At 70.1% G+C, this 19,575-nt stretch carries 17 protein-coding genes and 1 pseudogene; 10 read left to right on the top strand and 8 right to left on the bottom strand.

Features of this window, described 5'->3' with window-relative positions:
• The first annotated feature begins 62 nt into the window (after positions 1 to 62).
• A complete protein-coding gene (locus tag ACIBX3_RS04700; RefSeq protein WP_397113070.1) occupies positions 63 to 239 on the top strand; it encodes a hypothetical protein in 177 nt (58 codons plus the stop codon).
• A gap of 200 nt (positions 240 to 439) precedes the next feature.
• Here the strand turns inward: ACIBX3_RS04700 and ACIBX3_RS04695 are convergent, their stop codons facing one another.
• From ACIBX3_RS04695 to ACIBX3_RS04685, 3 genes are read right to left on the bottom strand one after another with little or no spacing between them, the layout of a single operon-like run.
• Positions 440 to 1,450: an ROK family protein gene (locus ACIBX3_RS04695; protein ID WP_397113068.1), complete on the bottom strand. Its 1,011-nt coding sequence runs from the start codon at positions 1,448 to 1,450 to the stop codon at positions 440 to 442.
• Entirely contained in the window at positions 1,450 to 2,412 is a 963-nt protein-coding gene (locus tag ACIBX3_RS04690) for a hypothetical protein (protein WP_397113066.1), read from the bottom strand. Before ACIBX3_RS04690 ends, ACIBX3_RS04695 begins: the two co-directional genes overlap by 1 nt.
• Positions 2,409 to 6,572, bottom strand: coding sequence for an NEW3 domain-containing protein (locus tag ACIBX3_RS04685; RefSeq protein WP_397113064.1), 4,164 nt, complete (start codon positions 6,570 to 6,572; stop codon positions 2,409 to 2,411). Before ACIBX3_RS04685 ends, ACIBX3_RS04690 begins: the two co-directional genes overlap by 4 nt.
• A 282-nt stretch (positions 6,573 to 6,854) precedes the next feature.
• On the opposite strand from ACIBX3_RS04685, the gene ACIBX3_RS04680 reads away from it, so the two are divergent.
• Positions 6,855 to 7,712 carry a bifunctional methylenetetrahydrofolate dehydrogenase/methenyltetrahydrofolate cyclohydrolase gene (locus tag ACIBX3_RS04680; RefSeq protein ID WP_397113062.1) on the top strand — a complete coding sequence of 286 codons (858 nt, stop codon included), beginning with the start codon at positions 6,855 to 6,857 and terminating at the stop codon, positions 7,710 to 7,712.
• A 4-nt stretch (positions 7,713 to 7,716) separates the two neighbouring features.
• Here ACIBX3_RS04680 and ACIBX3_RS04675 read toward each other — a convergent pair whose 3' ends face one another.
• A complete protein-coding gene (locus ACIBX3_RS04675; protein WP_397113061.1) occupies positions 7,717 to 7,908 on the bottom strand; it encodes a hypothetical protein in 192 nt (63 codons plus the stop codon).
• Between the two features lie 54 nt (positions 7,909 to 7,962).
• Between ACIBX3_RS04675 and ACIBX3_RS04670 the strand changes: the two are divergent.
• Positions 7,963 to 8,157, top strand: a pseudogene (locus ACIBX3_RS04670) (helix-turn-helix domain-containing protein); the annotation flags it as partial.
• A gap of 55 nt (positions 8,158 to 8,212) precedes the next feature.
• On the opposite strand, the gene ACIBX3_RS04665 reads toward ACIBX3_RS04670, so the two are convergent.
• A complete protein-coding gene (locus ACIBX3_RS04665) occupies positions 8,213 to 9,064 on the bottom strand; it encodes a MurR/RpiR family transcriptional regulator (protein WP_397113059.1) in 852 nt (283 codons plus the stop codon).
• Positions 9,061 to 10,491: a glycoside hydrolase family 3 protein gene (locus ACIBX3_RS04660; protein ID WP_397113057.1), complete on the bottom strand. Its 1,431-nt coding sequence runs from the start codon at positions 10,489 to 10,491 to the stop codon at positions 9,061 to 9,063. Before ACIBX3_RS04660 ends, ACIBX3_RS04665 begins: the two co-directional genes overlap by 4 nt.
• 89 nt (positions 10,492 to 10,580) lie before the next feature.
• Here ACIBX3_RS04660 and ACIBX3_RS04655 point away from each other — a divergent pair, with 89 nt between their 5' ends.
• Positions 10,581 to 12,119 carry a glycoside hydrolase family 10 protein gene (locus ACIBX3_RS04655; protein ID WP_397113055.1) on the top strand — a complete coding sequence of 513 codons (1,539 nt, stop codon included), beginning with the start codon at positions 10,581 to 10,583 and terminating at the stop codon, positions 12,117 to 12,119.
• 212 nt (positions 12,120 to 12,331) lie between these two features.
• Here ACIBX3_RS04655 and ACIBX3_RS04650 read toward each other — a convergent pair whose 3' ends face one another.
• Complete coding sequence (locus ACIBX3_RS04650) at positions 12,332 to 12,979, bottom strand: FHA domain-containing protein (protein WP_397113053.1); 648 nt, start codon at positions 12,977 to 12,979, stop codon at positions 12,332 to 12,334.
• 181 nt (positions 12,980 to 13,160) lie between these two features.
• Here ACIBX3_RS04650 and ACIBX3_RS04645 point away from each other — a divergent pair, with 181 nt between their 5' ends.
• The 6 genes from ACIBX3_RS04645 (at position 13,161) to ACIBX3_RS04620 (ending at position 18,242) form a co-directional block, all read left to right on the top strand.
• Positions 13,161 to 14,282, top strand: a complete 1,122-nt coding sequence (locus ACIBX3_RS04645) for a citrate/2-methylcitrate synthase (RefSeq protein WP_397113051.1) — start codon at positions 13,161 to 13,163, stop codon at positions 14,280 to 14,282.
• A gap of 10 nt (positions 14,283 to 14,292) precedes the next feature.
• Positions 14,293 to 14,598: a DUF3017 domain-containing protein gene (locus ACIBX3_RS04640; RefSeq protein WP_397113049.1), complete on the top strand. Its 306-nt coding sequence runs from the start codon at positions 14,293 to 14,295 to the stop codon at positions 14,596 to 14,598.
• Positions 14,599 to 14,651: 53 nt separating this feature from the next.
• A complete protein-coding gene (locus ACIBX3_RS04635; RefSeq protein ID WP_397113047.1) occupies positions 14,652 to 15,866 on the top strand; it encodes an NADP-dependent isocitrate dehydrogenase in 1,215 nt (404 codons plus the stop codon).
• A 223-nt stretch (positions 15,867 to 16,089) separates the two neighbouring features.
• Positions 16,090 to 16,410, top strand: coding sequence for a hypothetical protein (locus ACIBX3_RS04630; protein ID WP_397113045.1), 321 nt, complete (start codon positions 16,090 to 16,092; stop codon positions 16,408 to 16,410).
• Positions 16,411 to 16,475: 65 nt separating this feature from the next.
• Entirely contained in the window at positions 16,476 to 16,961 is a 486-nt protein-coding gene (locus ACIBX3_RS04625) for a DUF6461 domain-containing protein (protein ID WP_397113396.1), read from the top strand.
• A gap of 282 nt (positions 16,962 to 17,243) precedes the next feature.
• Positions 17,244 to 18,242 carry a polysaccharide deacetylase family protein gene (locus ACIBX3_RS04620; protein ID WP_397113043.1) on the top strand — a complete coding sequence of 333 codons (999 nt, stop codon included), beginning with the start codon at positions 17,244 to 17,246 and terminating at the stop codon, positions 18,240 to 18,242.
• Positions 18,243 to 18,441: 199 nt separating this feature from the next.
• Here ACIBX3_RS04620 and ACIBX3_RS04615 read toward each other — a convergent pair whose 3' ends face one another.
• A complete protein-coding gene (locus ACIBX3_RS04615) occupies positions 18,442 to 19,569 on the bottom strand; it encodes a saccharopine dehydrogenase family protein (RefSeq protein WP_397113041.1) in 1,128 nt (375 codons plus the stop codon).
• Positions 19,570 to 19,575 lie beyond the last annotated feature (6 nt).

Below are 19,575 nucleotides of genomic sequence, written 5' to 3'. Positions count from 1 at the left end.
GCATCGGTCCTGTGCGGCTAGCCTATGTGCCTCCCCGCTGAGCCGATTTCCCGGAGTCCCCCTTGCTCGAGTTGATCCTGCAGGCCTTCCTCACCATGAACGGCTTCGCCACCAGCCCCATCGTGCTGCTGGTGCTCGCTTTCATCGGCGCCTACCTGGGCAGCCGCGTCGTTGAGGTCATCCCGTTCACCCGCCGGATCATCGAGCGCCGCGAAGCCCAGGCCGCCGAACGCGACTGACACTCGGGCACTCGAGAACATCACCTCAAAACCGGCCCGCGCACCGTGTCCGCCGCGCACCGTGTCGGCCGCGCGCCTCATGAACATCGGCGCGAAGCGGACTCCCGGACGGTGCTGAGGACTGCCATGGCGTTCTGGACACCGTCCGGACGATGTTGTGACTCAGCCGGACGGCCTGCCGAATCGCCGGCCCGGCCGGCTCAGCTCGTCGGCCGGAGCGTCTGCCAGGCCAGGTTGGCCGCCCCGGCCAGGGACGCGCGTACGCCGAGGGTGCTCTGCTTGACCTGGACCGCCCGCACAAAGGCCAGCCCCGCCACGTCGTCCAACGCCTGCTCCAAGGGCTCGAACAAGACCTTGCCCGCAGCTGACACGCCGCCTCCGACGACCACGGTGGTGACCTCGACCGCGGCCGCCGTGGATGCGATCATGCCGGCCAGCGCCCTGGCCCCACGCTCGAACGCGGCGAGCGCGACCGGATGCCCCGCAGCCGCATCCTCCGCAAGCGCCCTCGCGTCCGCCTTCTCACCGATCCGAGCCGCCGTCCGATCGGCGTGGCCGGGGATTCGCTCTGAGAGGACGGGCGTCTGCCCGGCGAGTGCAGCGGCTTCGCCGGCTTTGCCCACGGAGCCAGGTGACCAGCCGTTCTCCAGGGCCCAGCGGGCGAGATTGGGGCCGCTGGAGTAGCGCTCCACGCATCCCCGGCCGCCGCATTCGCAACGTTCGCCGTACGGGTCGATGCTCATGTGCCCGACATGTCCGGCGTTGCCGGTCGGCCCCAGGAGCGGCGCGCCGTCGATCACGAGGCCGCCGCCGATTCCCGTGGACACGACGATCCCGAGCAGTGATGTGCTGCCGCGCCCCGCGCCCAGCCAGTGCTCGCCCAGCGCGAAGCACTGCGCGTCCCCGGCCAGCACGGTGGGCAGTCCCGTCAGCTTCTGAACCTCCTCACGCAGCGGGAACCCGCGCCAGTCGGCTATGTTGACCGGGCTCACGGTGCCGGTGGCGAGGTCCAGCGGGCCGGCGCAGCCGATCCCGGCGGCCACCGGTGGCGGGCCGCCCTCGGTCACCTCCGCGACGACGGCCGCCAGGGCGGACATGACGTCCGTACGCGGCGTGGGCCGGGTAGCGGAGCGCAACACGGAACCTTCCTCGTCCACCAGCGCGGCGGCGAGCTTGGTCCCTCCGATGTCAATGGCAAGTACGCAGGTCATCAGTGTTTGTGGTTGTTGTCGGGCTGGCGGGGATCGCCAGGGTGTTCCAGTCCGGGCACTAGTTCGACCTTCTCGGCACGCATCTCATCGAGCCGGCGCGCGAAGGCCCTTCGCCGCGCGGCCTCCAGCAAGGGTGTCCAGGCGGCGGGCTCGGAGGGTCGAATGAGGTCTTCCTCTGGCGAAGGGACGGCTCCTCCTATGGACGAGGTGGTGATCGGGCGGTCTGTCGACGTGGCGGTCCGTCCGTCCACCGGGGCATTGGACGATGCCGCTCGGCTCGACGGCGCGGGCTCGGCCGGGGTGGCGATGGCCAGGTGCCAGCCCAGGGCGTCCCTCACCGGCCCCACGAGCGTGCCGTAGGGCTGGACCTGGATCGCCTCCGCGAGGGCGGTCGGCAGCGAGCCGAGCTCTACGCGGCCGAGGGATTCCAGATCGCCGGGGCCGGCCTGGTCCGCACTCCTTCGGTCGGCGAACAGGCGGTATCGGATGAGGTGCCCGGGGGAGCGTTCGGGGGATGTGCGGGGGCGCCACTGCGGTGGAATCTCCGTCCGGGCGGTGACGTGCTGGAACACGGCGCGCACCCATGGGCTGCCGTTGTACGCGGCGGCGTTGATGGAGCCGAGCTCGACGGCGGCGAGGCGGTCGAGCGGTGGGCCTTCCAGCGGGGTCAGGCCCAAGGCTCTGGCGATGGTCTCGCAGAGGACTTCGGTGAGGATGACCTGGGTCAGCCATCTGGCCAGCTGACGGTCCTCGGAGGTTCCCGGGACGGGCAGCGTCGCGCTGAGCGGGCCGTCGCGTAGCTCGGCGATGCGCCGGTCGAGGTGCGCACGCGGAACCGGGCGGTCGTCGACCCAGCCGATCACCTCGCCGAGCCCTGGTGCGGTGGCCGCTCCGGTGGCGGGAGGGCGAAGGCCGCCGGGAGCCGCCGATTCCGCGGCGTGGCGATGGACGCGGCCGCTCATCGGGACACCTCCAGCCGGATGGCCGGAGCGTACTGGCAGCGGCCGTACCACATGACCTTGGCCAGGGCCCAGGCGTGGCCGGTCGCCGCGTCCTCGGGCACCTCCACCGGGAACGACACCTCCGCCGTCTCGCCTGCCGCCACCGTGAAGCCCTGAATGACCTGGGGGAGCAGATTCCACGTCCCCCAGGGGGAGGCGAGCTGGGCCTCGCCGCGGATCTCGTCGGCGGTGGTGTTGGCCAGGCGCACGACCAGAGCGGTGCGGTCGCCGGGGCGGAGGGAGAGGGCGTCCGCGACGGGGGTGATCGAGAGGCCGGTGGGGCGGGCCTCAGCCGACGCGGTGCCCTTGACGGCGGTGCCCGAGGCGGGGGGCGGGCCTGCGACCGGGAGCTCGGGGAGGTCGTCGCCTACCGCCACGGTCGTGACGTCCTCGATGAGCTGGCCGCCGGCGATGGTGCGGGCGGAGACGAAGTGCAGGCCCGCGGCCGGTGTGGTGGGCGGCGTCACGGTGACGGGGAAGCGTACGTGGCCGCCGGGAGGCAGGCGGAAGGGGCGTTGGGCGGGTGCGGCGGTCCAGCCGTCCGGGACGCGCAGGTCCACCACGCCCTCATGGGGGTCGTCGGTCAGGTGGGAGGAGACCACGACGTCCACGTCGAAGGGACCCTCCGGCGAGCTGACCAGGCCGGGGGTGACGGCGATGGAGATCGGCAGGTAGCCGAGCGGCGCCGGGCCCTTGTTGTGCAGCCAGTAGCGGCTGTAGACGGGCTGGGCCGGCTCGGTCGTGGGGCCGAGCTCGGGTTCGGCCGGCGGGGGCGGGGCGGGCGCCAGGTAGGTGGCGACCTCGAAGCCGGCCAGGTTGAGGTCGGAGGCCGGAGCTCCGGGGTGTTCGAGCAGGTCTGAGTGGGTGAGGTCGTCCAGCGGGAGGACCGGGGAGCTGATCTCGGCCAGGGAGCCCAGGCCGGTGGATTCGATCAGGCGGATCGTCAGGCCCTGGTTGCCGGACTCCTGGGTCGCGAGGCCGTGGGCGTGGGGGTTGCCGGTGGCCTTGATGGTGCTCAGGAGCACGTCGCGGGCGGGAGACAGGGTGAGGAGGGAGTGGGCCGGGGGCAGGGGGCCCTTCTGAGGGTCCAGCGCGCGGGGGAGGAGCGGGGTGATGTGTTCCTGGGCCGCGGCGGGGAGCTGCAGTGATCGCCAGTCGCCCTCGCCGGCGACCAGTGAGTACGAGAACTCGTGCGTCCAGTGCTGGAGCTGGAACCCCGAGCCGTCAGGAGTCGTACGGCGGGGCGGGTCCAGCCAGATGCCCGACGGCCAACCCGTGCAGGAACGCATCAGCGAAAGGTGCAGGGCCCCCGACGGGTCCACGGCGAAACCGGGCAGCCCGTACGCGAGCAGGGCGACCGTCCGGCGGTCGAGGCGCTCGGCACCCAGCGGGCACACGGCCTCGATCGTGGCGTCGGCCAGGTCGGCCACCAGGTCCTCGACCGGGCCGGCGACGATCAGGGCGGGCAGGGCGCGGAGGTCGCGCAGGTCGGCGCTCGGCTGCCAGACCTCGGACAGCGGGCGCTCGGCCGGGATCCACACGCGTGGGGCGCCCGACTTGAGCGCGTCCAGGTAGGCCGGGTCGGCCCGGGAGAGCAGCTCGGCGGCCAGCGGGTTGGCGTCGGGGCCGCCGAGGACGATGCGGACGTCGGGAAGGTTGGAGTCGACGTCCAGCCAGCCGTACCTGGTGCCGGCGGCGGAGGACGTGGTGGCGGTCACGCCCGCGCGGGCCAGCGCCACCACCAGGTCGCGGGCCTGAGGGGCGTCGGCGAGCGCCGGCACGACGACCTCGGCCACGCCGAGCGCCCGCGCGCCCGCCTCGCCGAGGTCGACCCTGGCGGTGGCGGACAGGCCGAACCACGTGTTGGCGGGGTTGTCGAGCGTCCACGGGTGCTCGGCCGTGTCCACGTCGGGGAGCGCGAAGCCGCGGCCCACCACGGCGCCCGACACGTCCGACACCGGCAGCGCGCCCTCGACGTGAGCCGGGAAGCGCACGCGGAGGAGACGGTCGGCGCCCGTGTGGTCGAGTACGCGAGTGGTGAAGCCGACCCGGTCCGAGCCGGTCAGCAGGGTGACGGTCTGCTCGTACGAGATCTCGCCCACCTGTCCCGTGACGATCAGGCGTTGACCGATCGCGCTCGTCTCCGTGCGGGCGCTCAGCGCCTGGGTCTCGGCGGAGCCCACGGCGTGGCCTGTGGGGATGAGGTGCCAGGGGCCCTCTCCCATGTCCGGGTGCGTGGGGTATTCGTGGTAAAGACGCAGCTCGTTACCGAGCCCGGAGAGCAGCTCCCGGCCCGAGGCCCGGTCGAGGATCGAGGTCAGGGCGCCGCCGTGGGCGGGGTCGGCGGTGACCCGCCAGCGGTCGTTCTCGATGGTGACGGCCTGCGACGGCGATGGGTCCCAGGGCGCGGGCGAGCCCTGGACCACCCGGTATGTACGCCACCCCAGCGACGGAACGTCGCGGGCCAGGAACGTCAGCGTGCCGTTGTCCACGACGGCGGGCAGTTCGGCGCCCGACGGGTCGGCCAGCGTCCGGCCTTCGGGCAGGCGCACGCGGACCAGGCCGTCACGGGCGAAGGGCAGCGTGTTGGTCACCACGACGCTCGGATCGTCCACCGCGATCTGCCCGGTCAGGGCGTCCAGGGCGGTGTCCCTGGCGGTCGTGGCCAGGTCGTATGCCTCCCGCCAGCCGGTCAGCAGGTCGATGTAGACCTGGTCGGACTCCGAGCCGGTGATCGCGTCGTGATGCGCGCCGTACGCCAGCTGCCGCCACACCTTGTCGAGCGCCGTGTGCGGATAGCGGCCGAGTCCGAGCACGGCCGCGAACGCCGACAGGCGCTCGGCGTCGAGCGCGGCCACCTCGGCGGCGCGCTGGGCCTGCTTGGTGTCGATGTAGGAGACGTCCTTGCCGGTGTAGATGGGGTTCATGTCGCGCGTTTGGGGGCTGAAGTGCGACATGTCGGCGCGGACGGCGTTGAGGAAGTCCCTGGGCGTGGCGCAGACGAACCGCGGCCACACGTAGCGGGCCGCCCACGTGCGGTGGACGTCGGTGACCCACTTGTTGGGCGGGGTGTAGTCCGTGCCGACGGGCAGCAGGATGTTTCTGGTCGCGGCCACGGGCTTGAGCGAGCGGTAGAGGTCGTGGACCGCCTGGCAGGCGTCCTCCAGCGTGGGCGCGGAATCCATCCGCCAGCCCGCCGAGTAGTGCGCGGGCATGTAGTGGGTGAGCACGCCCTGCCCGGACGGTGAGATCCACTCGAACTCGCTCGGGAACTGCATCAGGGCCGCGTCGTTCTTGGCCTGCACGAAGTTCTTGTGGATCGGGCCCCACTGGTGGAACGGCCCGCGCGCCCACGCGCTGCCGGTCAGCCCGGCCGCCGCCAGATAGCCGGGGAACTGCGGGTCGTGCCCGAACACGTCGAGCTGCCACGCCGTGCGCGGATCGCCGCCCAGGATGTCACGCTGGTAGCCGATGCCGTAGACGAGGTTGCGGATGGTGGTCTCGGCGCCGGTCAGGTTGGTGTTGGGCTCGTTGTACGTGCCGCCGATCAGCTCCGCCCGGCCCTCGGCCATGAGCGCGCGCAGGTCGGCCCGCCGCTCGGGGTGGGTGTCGAAGAACGGCTTGAGGTAGTCGACCTCGGCCAGCACGAAACGGTAGTCGGGATCGCGCAGCGCCAGCTCGATGTGCGCCTCGACCAGCGCGAACGCGTTGCGCTCCCACAGGGGTCTGGTGCTGGCGTCGCCGGAGAGCAGCTCCCAGGGGCTGGTGTAGGCGGCCTGGGTGTTCCACCACACGGGGTCGTAGTGGAAGTGGGAGACCATGTGCATCGTCCAGCCCGGCTCCTCGGCCGTGACCGCGACCTCCAGAGACTCCTCGCCCAGGGTCAGCACGCAGGGGACGGTGGCGCCGGGCGGCGCCGACAGGCTCAGGGGGACCTCCAGGACGCCGGAGGCGGTCGCGGGCACGGTCACCGGCTCGGCCAGTCGCGCGCCCTCGCCGCGCAACTCCAGGGCGGTGTCGTGCTCGCCCTGGGCGACGGTGACGCGGAGCACCTGGTGCGGCTCGTCTTGCGAGCCTATGAACAGGTCGGTCGACTCGGCGGACAACAGGCGGAATGGCAAGGGGGGACCTCCGTGAGCAGCATGGTGCCGGCGCCCGTAACACTAAGCCCTTCCAAGATCAATGACAACGATGTCAAAGATCGCCTGTGGATAACTCGCGCCTGGCTGCCTGGCCTCTGTGGATAACTCTTGAGTTCGGCTCGCATGCCACTCGCATTGCCACGACCTCGCCGACCCGTGTGATGGTGATCGTCCTCTGGGAGGAGGGAGGCGAGGACGGCCCGCGGGGGTACGGGGGAGCGGGTGTGCGGAGGGCAGGAGGAGGCATGGAAGGATTGCCGCATGAGCGCAGTGAAACTCGACGGCAAGGCGACCGCCGCCAAGATCAAGGCAGACCTCACCACCCGAGTGGCCGCGCTCAAGGAACGCGGCATCAGCCCCGGCCTGGGCACCGTGCTCGTGGGCGACGATCCGGGCAGCCAGATCTATGTGGCGGGAAAGCACCGCGACTGCGCCGAGGTCGGCATCGCCTCCATCCGCGTCGACCTGCCGGCGACCGCCACGCAGGCCGAGGTCGAGGCGGCCATCGACGAGCTCAACGCCTCCCCTGAGTGCACCGGCTACATCGTCCAGCTCCCCCTGCCCAAGCACCTGGACACGATGGCCCTGCTGGAGCGCATGGACCCGGACAAGGACGCCGACGGGCTCCACCCGGTCAACCTCGGCCGCCTCGTCCACATGGTCGACGCGCCGCTCCCCTGCACCCCGCACGGCATCGTCCTGCTCCTGCAGGAGTACGGCGTCCCGATCAAGGGCGCGGAGGTGGCCGTCGTGGGCCGCGGCATCACGGTGGGCCGCTCGCTGGGCCTCCTGCTGACCCGCCGCAGCGAGAACGCGACGGTGACCCTGTGCCACACCGGCACCCAGGACCTGGCCGCGCACGTGCGCATGGCCGACATCGTGGTGGCGGCGGCCGGGGTGCCCGGGCTCATCAAACGCGACATGGTCAAGCCCGGCGCGGCCGTGCTCGACGTGGGGGTCTCCCGGGTGGACGGCAAGATCGCCGGTGACGTGGCGCTGGACGTCGAAGAGGTCGCGGGGTTCCTCACGCCCAACCCGGGCGGCGTCGGCCCCATGACGAGGGCGCTCCTGCTCTCGAACGTGGTGGAAGCCGCCGAACGCCGGATCAGCGGTCGGTGAACCTTCAGGAGGACGCCCGCGGGGCGCCGCGCACCGCGGCGCCCCGCACTCCCCGCCGCTGGAACGGGTACGCCGCCACGTCCCCCTGCATGGTCACCCACTGCGTCTCGATGAACGCGTCGATGTTCGCCCCCGTCCCGCCTCCGCCGAACCTCGTCCCGGTCCCCGACGCCCCGCGCCCGCCGAACGGCGCCACGCGCCAGGCCGTACTCGGACGCACCGGCCGCCGCCGCCGCCTGCTCCAGCGAGGCGGGCCTTCGGCGCCGCCGAGCCCGAGCTCACGCTCAGCCAGGTGACCCGCTCGACGGGGCTCAGCCGGGCCGCGGCCAGGCGGTTCCTCCTCACGCTCGCCGACCTCGGGTACGTGCGCAGCGACGGGCGGCTGTTCTCACTCACGCCTCGCGTGCTGGAGCTCGGATACGCCTACCTGGAGCGGACCGAGTTACGGCGGCTGACGTCTGACACGATCGTGCTGCCGGCGGCGCCGCGGGCCGAACACGTCACCGGTTCCGGTAGCGGTCCGTGGCTTCCCGGGTGGCGCGGATGGCCGCGTCCGCCATGTCGTACGTGCGCTGCGCCAGCCCCACGAAGATGCAGTCCACGATCAGCAACTGGCTGATCCGGCTGGCAAGCGCACCGGGGCGGAAGGCCGTCTCCCGCCCGGCCGACACCAGCGTGTGATCGGCCAGTGAGGCCAGTGAGGACCGCGGATTGTTGGTGATCCCCACGACCAGCGCCCCCGCCTCGCCCGCGGTCCGGGCGGGCACCAGCACGTCGGGCGTCTCCCCGCTGCAGCTGATGGCCACCGCCACGTCCCCTTGCCGCAGCAGCGCCGCGCTGGTCAGGGCCAGGTGGGCGTCGCTGAACGGATGGCTGGACAGCCCGATCCGCAGCAGCTTCTGCGACATGTCGGCCGCGACCAGCCCCGACGCCGCCACGCCGTACACGTCCACCCGCCGCGCCACCGCGATCGCCGACACCACGTCGCCGAGCTGATCCGGGTCGAGCTGGGCGGCCGTGTCGGCCAGTGCCTCCGACTCGGCCCGCGCCACCTTGGCGATCACGTCCGTCAAAGGGTCGTCGGGCGCGAGGTCGCCGGGCACCAGCCGCTCGGGCTGCTTGGCCACGGCCGCCGCCAGCGCGAAGCGCATCTGTGAGTACCCGCCGAAGCCGAGCGCCCGCGCCGTCCGCACGATCGTGGCCTCGCTGGTGCCGGACACGGCGCTGAACTCGGTGATCGTGCTCCGGACGACGAGCCCGGGGTCGTCCAGGATGATGCGGGCGATGGACTGCGCCGCCGGGGTGAGGGACGGCAGCACCGCCCGCACCGCCGCTACGGGGTTGGTGCTCACTGGGTCAGCCATTCCGCCGCGGCCTGCGCGGACACGCGTGAGATCCCGTGGGTGGCGACGTGGGCGGCGCCGGCGGGCGGGCCCGGTATGCCGGTGTCGACCACGATCGCGTCAGGCCGCGCCGCCACGGCCTTGGCCACGAGGTCGCGGACCCACGCGTGCCGGGCGGCGTCGTGCACGACCAGCACGACCGGGCGGTCGCCGAAGGGCGGCAGGTCGCCCTCGGGGCTCATGCGGATCATGGTGGTGTTCGGCAGCAGCGCGGTGAGCGCCGTGGTGATGCCGGTCGGCGTGGCCGGGTCCACGGCCTGGCTGTGGCGGGTGTTGACCTCGACGACGAGCGGTCCGCGGTCGAGCGTGGCGGCCCCGGTCGTGGTCAGCGCCGCTCTCGCGGCCTCCAGTCCGACGCCTGTGTCGACATCGGCGCGGGCCTTCTCACGGAGCGCGGTCCTGGCGGCGTACCAGCCGGAGAGCGCGAGCACCCGCCCGGCGGCCTCGGCCAGCCGTTCCTCGGGCAGGATCCCCGCGCGGACGGCGGTCACGATCGCGTCGCGCATCGCGTGCAGACTCTCCTCGGTGGCGAGCCCCACGCAGATCGCGTCGGCGCCGGCGGCCAGCGCCCGCGCCGCGATCTCGCCGGGGGAGAACATGGCGGCCACCGCCCGCATCTCGATCGCGTCGGTGACGACCATGCCGTCGAAACCGAGCTCGTCCCTGAGGAGCTCGGTGAGGACGGCCCGGCTCAACGTCGCCGGCGTCGCCGGATCGAGAGCGGGAACCAGCAGGTGGCCGGTCATGATCGCACGTACCCCTGCGCCGATCGCGGCCACGAACGGCGGGAGGTCGCGCTCGGAGAGCACCTCGCGCGAGGCGTGCACGGCGGGCAGTGCCAGGTGGGAGTCGGTGACGGTGTCGCCGTGGCCGGGAAAGTGCTTGGCGCAGGCGGCCACGCCCGCGCCCTGCACCCCGTTGACGTACGCGACGGTGTGGCGGGACACGAGACCGGCGGACGGGCCGAACGAGCGGACGCCGATCACCGGATTGTCCGGGTTGGCGTTGACGTCGGCCGACGGCGCGTAGTTCAGTGAGATGTCCAGCTCGGCGAGCATTCTGCCGATCTGGCGGCCCACCCGCTCGGTGAGATCCACGTCGTCGGCCACGCCCAGCGCCCGGTTGCCCGGAAAGGAACTGCCGGACTGGACTTCGAGCCGGGTGACCGTGCCGCCTTCCTCGTCGATGGCGACCACGGTGGCCGGATTCTCCGCCCGGAGACGCCGGACGAGCGGCGCGTCGACGGCGTTGCGGGCGAACAGCACGACCCCGCCGAGACCCTCTCCCAGCGCGCGGCGCAGCCAGTCAGGGGCCGAGGTCCCCTCGAACCCTGGATGCAGCACCGTCATCGCGAGTCTGTACAGGTCACCGCTCATCGGCATTTTCCTTCATGCTTATTGATCTGAAGGTAATTTTCTGTCATCGTCGCCCTCGATACAACCACATTCCGAGAGGCACACCCCCCATGCCCAGCAGAAGGACTCTCCTCAAGGGTCTCGCCCTCGCGGCCGCAGCCTCGGCTGTGCCGCTGCCGGCCTTCGCCCAGGCCGCGGCCGAGTACGTCCCGCCGCTGCACCAGATGCGCGGCATGTGGATCGCTTCAGTGGTCAACATCAACTGGCCGTCCAAGCCCGGGTTATCGGCCGAGGAGCAGAAGGCCGAATACCTGGCCTGGCTCGACGTGGCCGTGCAGCGCCGGCTCAATTCGGTGTTCGTGCAGATCAGACCGACGGCTGACGCGTTCTGGCCGTCGCCGTACGAGCCTTGGTCCCAATACCTGACCGGTACGCAGGGGCAGGACCCCGGCTACGACCCGCTCGGATTCGCCGTGGAAGAGACGCACAAGCGCGGGCTGGCCTTCCACGCCTGGTTCAACCCGTACCGCGTGTCGATGCAGGCCGACCCGGCCAAGCTGCACCCCGACCACCCGGGCCGCAAGCACCCGGACTGGATCGTGCCGTTCGGCGGCAAGCTCTACTACAACCCGGGCATGCCGGAAGTGCGGAAGTTCTGCCAGGACGCGATGATGGACGCGGTCTCCCGCTACGACATCGACGGCCTGCACTTCGATGACTACTTCTACCCGGTCAACTCCACGGCCTTCGACGACAGTGCCGCGTTCGCCCAGCACGGCTCCGGCTTCCCCGACCTGGCCTCCTGGCGGCGCAACAACGTCGACCTCATGGTCCAGGAGATGCAGCAGCGCGTGCTGCAGGCCAAGCCGGGCATCGCGTGGGGCATCAGCCCGTCGGGCATCTGGCGGAACAAGGCCAGTGACCCGCTCGGCTCCGACACCAGCGGCGGGCAGTCGTACGACAACCTGCACGCCGACACCCGCGGCTGGGTCAAGAAGGGCTGGCTCGACTACATCGCGCCGCAGCTCTACTGGTACATCGGGCAGCCGCCGGCCGACTACTCCAAGCTCGTGCCCTGGTGGTCGGACGTGGCCAAGGGCACCGGCACCCTGCTGTGGATCGGGCAGCCCGCGTACAAGGCCGGCGACCCCGCCCAGCCCGCGCCCGAGTGGAAGAACCCGGCCGAGCTGTCCGATCACCTGACGCTCAACAGGAACCATCCCGAGATCAGCGGCGACATCTGGTACAACGCCAACGACGTCAAGGTCGACAGGATCGGCTCCATCACGACCGCGGTCAACGAGCACTACCAGCGGCCCTCGCTCGCACCCGTGCTGCCCAGGCTCGCGAAGGGGGACCCACCCCGGCGGCCGGTGCTGGCGTACGCGCTGCGCCGTCCGGGTGGCGTCGAGGTGCGGGCCGTGGCCACGGGCAGGGACGAGCCGTTCCTGTTCGCGATCTTCCGCTTCGACCGGCATGCCTCGTCCGGCGCCTTCGCCGACGCCCGCAACCTGGTCGCGGTCGTGCCCGGCGACCGGCAGGTCCGCTGGACGGACCCGGACGGCAGGCGCGGTCACCACTACTACGTCGTCGCGGTGGACCGGGCCAACAGGACCAGCCGGCCCAGCAACGGATTCCGGGTCATCTGATCCGCCGGCCGCGCGTTCGTGAGCAAGCTTCGCTTACGAACGTCGCGGTACGCGCGACAGCCCGACGGGGTCGCCGTGCGCCGGAAAATGGGCGCACGGCTACCCGCCACAGCTCTGATCCGTGCTTTTCGAACACGGTGATGGTTAGGCCCCGACGCTGCCGGAACCCCTCGCCGAAGCCCCGGTCGCGATCCGATTCCTGAGAAGCGCTCCTACGAAGCCCTGCGCCCGGCCGCCGATGGCTGCTCGGCCGTGGCTCCCGATGCCCGCTGCGGTGGCACCACAGGGGTCGGGCGCACCAGACCGAGCGCGACGACCTCGTTGGCGAGCCGCGTGCGCCGGTTGGTGCCCTCGGGAATCCTGAACTTCTGGTAGAGCCGCAGCAGATGCTGCTTGACCGCGGCCTCGGTCACGACCAGGTCGTCGGCGATCTCGCGTGCGGTCGCCGGTGCGACGAATGCCTCGTCCGACAGCGCCGGCCGGCAGAGCGAGGTCAGCACGTCGACCTCGCGCCTGGTCAGCTCGGGCGCCGCGGCCCTGCGCAGCTCGACCTCGGGGGTGAAGTCCTCACGGGGGACTCCACCGATCCGACCCCGCGCCGCGCCGAAGGAAACGACGTCGCCGTCGTCAAGGACCCTCCGGGCGATCGGCCTCCCGTTCACCCGCGTGCCGTTCCTGGACAGTCCCAGGTCCACGACGTACAGGTAGGGTCCTCGTCTGACGAACTCGGCATGGAGTCGAGACACACTGGGATCGGTGAGCCGGATGTCCACACCCCGGCCTCTTCCGACCGTCGTGATCTCGGGGCGCAACGGGATCACCTCGCCGGTGTCCTCGATGCGTATGAACGGCCCCTCCACGGCAGTTCCTCCCCAGGTAGCCCGCCGTAACTATTACTACAGCTCCGGCTTACCCAACCGAGGGGATGCGGAATCTCCTTTGCCGAAAGGAGAATCCGACGTGAAATTGGTCTGGACCTTCGCGGACGGTTTTACCTGCTCACAGGTAGACTTCGGAGGAAGATAAGCGGAGGAAGCACTCATGGCGGACAAGCCCACGAAAGGTCTGGCCGATGTCGTCGCCGCGTCCACAGCGCTGAGCGACATCGACGGAAAGGCCGGTCGGCTGTTCTATCGCGGATACGACATCCACGACCTGGCCGGCCGCGCGACGTTCGAAGAGACCGCACACCTGCTCCAACGCGGCAAGCTGCCCACCCGCTCCGAGCTGGACGCCTTCGGCGAGGAGCTGGCGCGGGGCCGGGAGCTCGGCGCCCTCGTCTCGGCGAACATCGCCGAGATCGCCGAGAAGCAGAAACCCATGGAGGCGCTGCGCTCGCTGGTCTCGCTGTCGGGCGCGGATGATCCGGACAAGGACTCCATCGCCCCCGAGGCCAACCTGCGCAAGGCCGCCCGGCTGGTCGCGCAGCAGCCTCTGCTGGTCGCCCGCTATCACGCCGCCCGCACCGGCGGGAGCCTTCCCGAGCCGGACCCGTCGCTGAGCATCGCGGCGAACTTCCTGCTCCAGGTCACCGGGCGCACCCCCGGGCAGCGCGAGGTCGAGATCTTCGACGAGTGCCTGGTGCTGCACGCCGACCACACCATGAACGCCTCCACGTTCGCCGCCCGCGTGTGCGCCGCGACCCTGTCGGACATGCACTCCGCCATCGTCGCCGCCATCGGCACCCTGAAGGGCCCCCTGCACGGCGGCGCGAACGAGCAGGTCATGAAGACGCTGGAATCGATCCCCGCGGGCGGCGTGGCCGACGCCGTACGCGCCAAGCTGGCGGCCCACGAGAAGATCATGGGGTTCGGCCACCGCGTCTACAAGACCGAGGACCCGCGCGCCACGCACCTGCGCAGGATGTCCGCAGAGCTGGCCGAGTCCACCGGCGACGACACGTACTACCGGATGTCCAAGGAGATGGAGGAGGTCGTTCTCGAGGAGAAGGGCCTCTACCCGAACGTCGACTTCTTCGCCGCTTCGGTCTATCACTATCTCGGCATTCCGACCGACCTGTTCACACCGGTCTTCTCGATCAGCCGCATGTCCGGCTGGACGGCTCACGTCATCGAGCAGCACGCCGACAACCGCCTGATCCGCCCGGACAGCGAATACATCGGCGAGACCGACCAGAAGTGGAAGCCGATCGAAGAGCGTTGAGCGATATCCGTTGAGCGACAACCAAGGGACCGAACGCGAGAGCTGGGGACCGTACCCGCTGATCCTGGCGGGTGCGGTCGTCGGTGTGCTCGTGATCTTCTTCGTGGAGCCGCGCTGGGGCGGGTTCGCGCTGGGCGCCATGGTCATGATCGCCGCCGCACTGCGCTTCGCCGGGTACGGCGGTCAGCTGGCGGTGCGCAGCAAGAGCACCGACGTGATCACGCTGGGCGGGTTCGGCTTCGTGCTGGTCCTGACCTCGTTGTTGCTGGAGAACAATGAGCTCAAGGCGCTTATCCTGTCCCTTTTCGCCCGTTGACCGGACGGTCCGATAGCCTCAACGCATCAATTCATTGAAGGGGAACCATTCGCATGCCCAAGATCAAGGTGGAGGGTCCGGTCGTCGAGCTTGACGGCGACGAGATGACCCGGATCATCTGGCAGTTCATCAAGGACCAGCTGATCCTTCCCTACCTCGACGTCGACCTGAAGTACTACGACCTCGGCATCGAGCACCGTGACGCCACGGACGACCAAGTCACCATCGACGCCGCGAACGCCATCAAGAAGTACGGCGTCGGTGTGAAATGCGCCACCATCACCCCGGACGAGGCGCGGGTCGAGGAGTTCGGCCTCAAGAAGATGTGGAAGTCCCCCAACGGGACCATCCGTAACATCCTCGGCGGTGTCATCTTCCGCGAGCCGATCATCATGTCCAACGTGCCGCGGCTCGTGCCCGGCTGGACCAAGCCGATCGTCGTCGGCCGTCACGCCTTCGGCGACCAGTACCGCGCCACCGACCTGAAGATCCCCGGCGAGGGCACGCTGACGCTGACGTTCACCCCCAAGGACGGCTCCGAGCCGATCGAGCTGGACGTGTACGACTTCCCCGGTGGCGGCGTCGCGATGGCGATGTACAACCTGGACGAGTCGATCCGCGACTTCGCCCGCGCGTCGATGCGCTACGGCCTGGCCCGCAACTACCCGGTCTACCTCTCCACGAAGAACACGATCCTCAAGGCGTACGACGGCCGCTTCAAGGACATCTTCGCCGAGGTCTTCGAGACCGAGTTCAAGGCCGACTTCGAGAAGGCCGGGATCACCTACGAGCACCGCCTCATCGACGACATGGTCGCCGCGGCGCTCAAGTGGGAGGGCGGCTACGTCTGGGCGTGCAAGAACTACGACGGCGACGTGCAGTCGGACACGGTCGCGCAGGGCTTCGGCTCCCTCGGCCTGATGACCTCGGTGCTCATGACCCCCGACGGCAGGACCGTCGAGGCCGAGGCCGCCCACGGCACGGTGACCCGCCACTACCGCGAGCACCAGAAGGGCAACCCCACCTCCACCAACCCCATCGCCTCGATCTTCGCCTGGACGCGTGGCCTGGCCCACCGCGGCAAGCTCGACAACACCCCCGCTGTGACCGACTTCGCCGACACGCTGGAGCAGGTCTGCATCGAGACCGTCGAGAGCGGCCAGATGACCAAGGACCTCGCGCTCCTGGTCGGCGGCGACGCCAAGTGGCTCACCACCCAGGACTTCCTGGCGGCGCTGGACGAGAACCTCAAGAAGAAGATGGCCTGACTGTCGAATACGGCCTCTACCTGCGGCTATGTCGTGAGGTAGGGGCCGTTTCGCATGCCTGGGCCGGCTGCGGGCCGTCACGGCCTCGGATCGCCCGGCGTCCAGGAGCACCGACGCGTGGAAGTGGCGCAGGGCGTACATGCCGTGCGCACGGGCGGCCCGCGTACGGCTCACCGCGCTTGCGCTCGGGGATGGCTCCCGTTTCGACGAGTGCGGTCTTCCAGTGGACGTTGTCGAAGCTTGGGCGGCACACCACGTCGCCGCTCTCCGGCGTGAAGTCAGAGGGGGCGAGGATGAGACGGTACTCGCGCAACAGGTGGCTGACCCGGACGACAATAGAGTCCACAACGTGGATGTCGAGGATCGTTATTGCTACGGATCCCAGTCAGTGTTCACTGATGCAGAGCGCGCCGCTCGGCCGACCGGCGAAAAAGTGCAATGTGACGAGTTCCCGTTCGCCCGGACCGTGGAGGGCGCTGGATACAACGGGCGGGACTTCTCGTTCAAGTTCATCGGGTGGCAAGGCCAACCTGGCGGACAATGAGGCGCCGACCAGCCGGGACCGGCTGGTCGGCGCTCTCTCACGAACAAGGGATGCCCTTGAACGACATGGAAGAGCACTACCGGGACATCGCCGGCTACTTCTCCGAAACGTTGTGCATCACCTGGTGCGAGGGGCTCACCCTCGACGGCGTCGCCTGCAGCGCGATCGCCGGGCAGCTCGGCTCCTGGGTGGTCGTGATGGAGCCCGATTACGGCGACACCGGCTCCGATAACGAAATCCTCCGCGGGCTGTCCGCGAAGGGTAAGGCCCTCAACGTCTACTCAGGCGTCAACAGCCACACCCTTGAGTACTACATGAATTCGCGGCTGCTGACCATTCTGCAATTCATAGAGTGGGGAGAGGAGCCTTTCTATCGGCAGGGTGATCAGCCGCATCTGCTGGACGATCTCATCGGAGACTTCTCCGGTAAGCGGGCCACGGACTTCCAGGCGTTTGTGCCGGCCCTGGCCGAGCGGATGACGGGCGTCCGCCTGACCCACGACTGGTTTTTCGACAAGCATCGCTGGCTACGGTGGGAGGATTGGGATTAGTCGGTCCGGCGGCGCTTCATTGAGAGGGATTTCTGCGAGCTTATGGGCGGTATGTGCCCCGGCGCCTGCCTTCCACGTCGGCGGAGCGGTCAGACAGTCCCTCAGGAAGAAGATGGCCTGACTGCCTCCTCTGCTGGAAGGGCCGCCGGCGTGCGGCCCTTTCCCATGTCTTGACAGTGCCGCGGCGTGGCGTAATTGATCAGCTGGGTAAGAGCCCCCTCGTAACAGTCGTACGCGTCTCGGGGGGTTCGAATGCGACTGCGTGTTCTCAGTGGATTGGGGGTGCTTGCCACCACGGTGATCGTGACCGGGTGCGACTCGCAGCCCAACACCGCCAAGGTGGCGGACGCCAAGCCCAACGCCGCCGCGCAGGCACAGGCGATGAAAGCCGCCAAGGTCAAGGCGGCCGCCCGGGTCAAGGCGAACGAACTGGGCCAGATCCCGGTGCTGATGTTCCACCGGATCGTGCCCAAGCCGGCGACCACCGACGACCGGTCTCCTCAGCAGTTCCGCGCGGACCTGGAGCGGCTGATCAAGGAGGACTACGTGCCGATCACGGCCGCCGAGATGGTGTCCGGCAAGATCGACATCCCGGCCGGCAAACATGCCGTGGTCCTGACCTTCGACGATTCCTCCCCCTCCCAGCTCACGCTGAACCAGATGGGCGAGCCCCAGAAGGACACCGCCGTCGCGATCCTGAAGGAGGTCGCCGCCAAGAACCCGGGCTTCCGGCCGGCCGCCACCTTCTACGTGACCCGCGACATGTTCGGCAAGACCGTACGCGAGGAGCAGGCTCAGGCGCTGCTCTGGCTGAAGGACAACGGCTTCGAGATCGGCAACCACACCCGCGACCACCTCAACCTGCGCGGACGCCCGCAGAAGGAGGTCGAGGAGCAGATCGGCACGATCGCCCAGCAGATCACCGCCCTGTCCTACACCAAGCCCACCACGATCGCCCTGCCGTACGGCAACCAGCCGAGCAAGAAGGACTGGGCCATGCGGGGCAAGCACTACCGCCACCAGGGTGCCTTCCTGGCGGGCTACACGCCTGCTCCGGCGCCGTTCAGCAAGGCGTTCGACCCGGCCGGCATCCCGAGGATCAAGGTCATGGAGAAGAAGGGCGACTGCGCCCAGTTCTGCTCGCACGCCTGGCTCGACTGGTTGAAGGCCAACCCGGACATGCGCTACACGTCCGACGGGGACCCGCGTACGGTGGCTTACCCGAAGTTCAAGTCCCCTTACTTGCGTAAGTCCTTCGCCCAGTGGGGTCTGCCCTACTGACGCATGGAGGTCGTCCCCGTCGTGCTTGAGGTGGAGCACTGGTGGGGACGTACGACCGCCGAAGCGGCCGTGGAGGACGCCGAGCCACCCTGGATGCCGTGGAGCTCCGAAGTCTGCGAGTGACGTCCTCAGGGCCTCAGGACTCGCCGCTTCAGGACTCGACGGCTTCAGGACTCGACGGCTTCAGGACTCGACGGCTTCAGGACTTCGTGGCGAAGGTGATGCCCGCGCGCTGAAGCCGGTCGATGAGCGGCTGCCCCATGGCCGAGGCCGGCGTGAGCTGGCCCGCCCGGTCCGGGAGCTCGTCGAAGGCCAGGCACAGGGCCGACTCGCCGAGCATCTTGGCGGTCTCGTCGTACCCCGGGTCGCCGCCCGCGACCTCCGTGACCACCCGTTCGCCCCCGCCCTCGCCCAGGAACGTGAGCTTGAACCAGCTCCTCGCGCGCCGCTCCGGTGACGGGCCCTCGCCGGGCCGCAGCCGGCCCTGGAGCCAGGCGCGGGTCGGTGGGATCATCGCGAGCGTCGCGAACGCGCCCGCGCCCGCCACTGTCGCCAGCGCCCGCGGGAGGGTCCTGACGGCGTAGTGCTGGCGGTAGGTGAAGTCGGGGCCGTAGCGGTCGAGCAGGCGGGCCGAGTAGCCGACGATGTACGGGTCCACGGTCGGCATCGGCAGCGCCCACCCGCCCACGTAGCGCACGCCGCCCGGTGCCGAGCTCACCCTGCGCCCCTTGGGAGGCGGCTCGGCGGCACGGCGCCGGGAGGCCGCCTCCGCCCCCTCGCGGACCCGGCCGGCGATCGTCAGGGCGGTGGCCAGCGTGCCGCCCGACGGGCGCATGCTCGTCCGCAGGAAGCCGCTGACCGAGAGCGGGACGCCCGCGGGGAGCCGGGTGACGGTGTAGAGGACGCCGAGGTCGTACGGGATGGAGTCGAAGCCGCAGGCGTGCAGGATCTTGGCGCCGTTCCCGGCGGCCTGGTCGTGGTGACGCACGTACATCTGGTCCACGAACTCGGGCTCGCCGCACAGGTCCAGGTAGTGGGTGCCGGCCTCGGCGCAGGCGGCGACGAGTGGCTCGCCGTACCTGACGTACGGTCCCACCGTGGTGACGAGGACGCGCGTCCGCCGGGCGAGCTCGGACAGCGAGGCCGGGTCGGTCGCGTCGGCGATCAGGATCGGCACGTCGAGCCCGAGTCGCTCCAGCTTGGCCCGGTCGCGCCCGGCCAGCGCCCATCGGGTGTCGGGAGCGGCGGCCCCGGCGAGGTAGGCGGCGGTGAGCGCGCCGGTGAACCCGCTCGCGCCGAAAAGTACGATGTCGTAGGGGCGATCCATGATCCC

The organism is Nonomuraea sp. NPDC049480, from assembly GCF_044465905.1.
Classification (GTDB): domain Bacteria; phylum Actinomycetota; class Actinomycetes; order Streptosporangiales; family Streptosporangiaceae; genus Nonomuraea.
Note: the sequence above shows the minus strand (reverse complement) of the source record. Positions and strands in the feature narration are given on the sequence as shown.

Excerpts from the sequence above, each read along its gene's own strand:
- ACIBX3_RS04695 (WP_397113068.1), bottom strand. The coding sequence starts at position 1,450 with ATGACCTGCGTACTTGCCATTGACATCGGAGGGACCAAGCTCGCCGCC.
- ACIBX3_RS04690 (WP_397113066.1), bottom strand. The coding sequence starts at position 2,412 with ATGAGCGGCCGCGTCCATCGCCACGCCGCGGAATCGGCGGCTCCCGGC.
- ACIBX3_RS04680 (WP_397113062.1), top strand. The coding sequence starts at position 6,855 with ATGAGCGCAGTGAAACTCGACGGCAAGGCGACCGCCGCCAAGATCAAG.
- ACIBX3_RS04660 (WP_397113057.1), bottom strand. The coding sequence starts at position 10,491 with ATGAGCGGTGACCTGTACAGACTCGCGATGACGGTGCTGCATCCAGGG.
- ACIBX3_RS04655 (WP_397113055.1), top strand. The coding sequence starts at position 10,581 with ATGCCCAGCAGAAGGACTCTCCTCAAGGGTCTCGCCCTCGCGGCCGCA.
- ACIBX3_RS04645 (WP_397113051.1), top strand. The coding sequence starts at position 13,161 with ATGGCGGACAAGCCCACGAAAGGTCTGGCCGATGTCGTCGCCGCGTCC.
- ACIBX3_RS04635 (WP_397113047.1), top strand. The coding sequence starts at position 14,652 with ATGCCCAAGATCAAGGTGGAGGGTCCGGTCGTCGAGCTTGACGGCGAC.
- ACIBX3_RS04625 (WP_397113396.1), top strand. The coding sequence starts at position 16,476 with ATGGAAGAGCACTACCGGGACATCGCCGGCTACTTCTCCGAAACGTTG.
- ACIBX3_RS04615 (WP_397113041.1), bottom strand. The coding sequence starts at position 19,569 with ATGGATCGCCCCTACGACATCGTACTTTTCGGCGCGAGCGGGTTCACC.